Origin of the sequence: Halomonas sp. 3D7M (assembly GCF_014897885.1) — a bacterium.
In the GTDB taxonomy this organism is placed as follows: Bacteria; Pseudomonadota; Gammaproteobacteria; order Pseudomonadales; family Halomonadaceae; genus Vreelandella.
In genome coordinates this window covers 1-2,427 of record NZ_JABUZF010000044.1, presented here as the reverse complement: position 1 = coordinate 2,427, position 2,427 = coordinate 1, and the positions used below count along the sequence as shown (strand labels likewise).

At 49.9% G+C, this 2,427-nt stretch carries 3 protein-coding genes; all 3 read right to left on the bottom strand.

Annotated elements, in window-relative coordinates:
- Window positions 1–3: 3 nt before the first annotated feature.
- Window positions 4–291 (bottom strand): hypothetical protein, encoded by a 288-nt coding sequence (locus INT22_RS01260; RefSeq protein WP_193067522.1) that lies wholly within the window; start codon window positions 289–291, stop codon window positions 4–6.
- A 17-nt stretch (window positions 292–308) separates the two neighbouring features.
- Entirely contained in the window at window positions 309–947 is a 639-nt protein-coding gene (locus tag INT22_RS01255) for an HAD-IA family hydrolase (protein ID WP_193060035.1), read from the bottom strand.
- Between the two features lie 252 nt (window positions 948–1,199).
- A partial coding sequence (gabT, locus tag INT22_RS01250) for a 4-aminobutyrate--2-oxoglutarate transaminase (protein WP_193067521.1) occupies window positions 1,200–2,427 on the bottom strand: 1,228 nt, incomplete at its 5' end.

Here is a 2,427-nt window from a genome sequence, read left to right as displayed (position 1 = left end):
ATTTCAGGGCGTGGCTGTAGGTGCCGATTTATGGGCGCTTACGTCTATCCCTCCACCAATGATTTCTATCATTTCAGCATCTTGAGCATATTTATACTCACGGGCAAGTAATACCGTACCATCAGAAAATAAAGGAAGAATTGCAACACCGTCTTTCATATCAACAGTACCAAATATCCCCCTATCACCCTCAGGCCGGATAACACTGTCTTCGGTAACTTCAATCCACGGATTTTTATAAATTGTTTTGCTTGAGGTAACAGTAAACTGTCCTTTCTTTATTCCACTCATGTCCCCTCCTTTGCCAATTAAGTTAACAGGCCACGCGCTGAGAAATCTTTCAAGAGCTGAGCATGGTTTTCAAAAACAATCCCATCAATACCACTATCCCTAGCACTTTTAACATTATCTTCACGATCATCGATGAAAACAACATCATCTCTATCGCAACCTAAAATCTCCAACATTTTTAAAAAAGCATCGGCATTAGGTTTGACAAGCTTATGCTCAAAAGATAAAAACTTCTTCTCAAATAAGTTATCAACATTCGGAAAGGACTGTATTTTCTCCCAATGTGTTTGATCGATGTTTGACATGCAAGCTTGGCGGAAACCACGCTGAGCTAATTTCTTAATTAACAATACTGTTTCGTTTTTTTCGCCGACCAATACTCTTTTTAGCAAGCTCTCTATCTCGTACTCGGGAACATCGCTACTTATTGCACTCTTTATTTCAGAAACATAAATCTCTTTTGTTATCAACCCTGCGACTGCTTTTTCAGTAAGGCTGTAACTTGAGGGAGACTCCTTAAATTCTTCTCGAATTAACGGGAGCAATTCTGATTTATCGATATTAAATTTCTCAGTGGCATCTTCCATCATGCCGCTAAAATCCAATTCAACGACAACGCCACCAAGATCCCAAACAATCCATTGAGGAACTTTCATTCATGCATCTCCTTAGTCGACACTAACTTACTTAAGAAAACTCATAGAGAATATATTGTAGACGTAAAATTCTAATATACATGAATTCAACCAAGACAGTACCGCTGGAAGTAAATGCTGTAGCTTCGCCGCCACTCGGAAACCTGGGCATCAATCCATTGTGAATAAGCGCGCTAGAAAAGCAAAACCCGCCATCGCCAACAGCTTTCACTGTTTGGCGATGACGGGTTTGATGATGCCTAGAAGGACGGCTTAACTAAGCGCTTCCAGAGACTCCTCGATAATGCTCAAGCCCTCTTCCAGCACGGCAGAAGAGACCGTCAGCGGCACCAGAATGCGGATGCTATTGCCGTAGAAACCACAGGAGAGCAGGATCAGGCCTTTCTCGCGGGCTTTGGCACACAGCGCTCCGGTCATCTGAGTATCTGGCTTGCCATCGCTGTTGAGCAGTTCAAAGGCAGCCATGGCGCCTAATTGGCGGCCGTGGGCAACGGCGGGGAAACGCTCTTCCCACACTGCAAAACGCTCGGCCAGCATTTTGCCCATCTGTTCGCTGCGCGCCAGGATATCTTCTTCTTCGATTACCTCGATGACCGCTAACGCCGCTGCGCAGGAGAGCGGGTTACCGCTGTAGGTGCCACCCAAGGAGTTGGGGCCAGAGGCGTCCATCACGCTGGCACTACCCACAACCGCCGATAGCGGCATGCCGTTCGCCAGGCTCTTGGCGGTGGTGAGGATGTCCGCTTCAATACCGCTATGTTCCAGCGCAAACAGCTTGCCGGTGCGGGCAAAGCCGGACTGCACTTCGTCGGCGATCAGCAGAATACCGTGCTCGTCGCACAGCGCGCGTAGCGCTTTCAGGTAATCCGGTGAGGCGATGTAGAAACCGCCTTCGCCCTGTACCGGCTCAATCACGATGGCCGCGGTGCGATGCGGGGCAATATCGGTTTTGAACAGCGTACGAATGGCGTCTAACGACGCTTCTTCGCTGATGCCGTGCAGCGGGTTGGGGAACGGCGCACGGAACACATCGCCCGGCATAGGGCCGAAGTCGTTCTTATAGGGCAGTACCTTGCCGGTCATGGCCAGCGTCATCATGGTACGGCCGTGGAAAGCACCGTCGAACGTGATAATGCCGGTACGGCCAGTCGCCGCGCGAGCGATCTTCACGGCGTTTTCCAGCGCTTCAGCACCGGTATTAACCAGCATTGCTTTACGCTCGGGGCCACGCACCGGCGTCAGTTCACAAAGTTTTTGGCACAGCTGTACGTAAGGGGCGTAGGAGATCACCGCCGCGCTGGTGTGCATGACTTTTTTAAGCTGCGCTTCTACTGCCGCGACAATTTTTGGATGGCGATGGCCCAGGTTTAATACGCCAATCCCTCCCGCAAAATCGATCCAACGGTTGCCGTCGGCATCCCATAACTCGGCGTTTTCAGCACGCTCGGCAAACTGGGTGGTAGGCGTGGCGGCACCGTTG

Bases quoted from the DNA above. Each gene is read 5' to 3' on its own strand.
- INT22_RS01260 (WP_193067522.1), bottom strand. From the start codon at position 291: ATGAGTGGAATAAAGAAAGGACAGTTTACTGTTACCTCAAGCAAAACA.
- INT22_RS01255 (WP_193060035.1), bottom strand. From the start codon at position 947: ATGAAAGTTCCTCAATGGATTGTTTGGGATCTTGGTGGCGTTGTCGTT.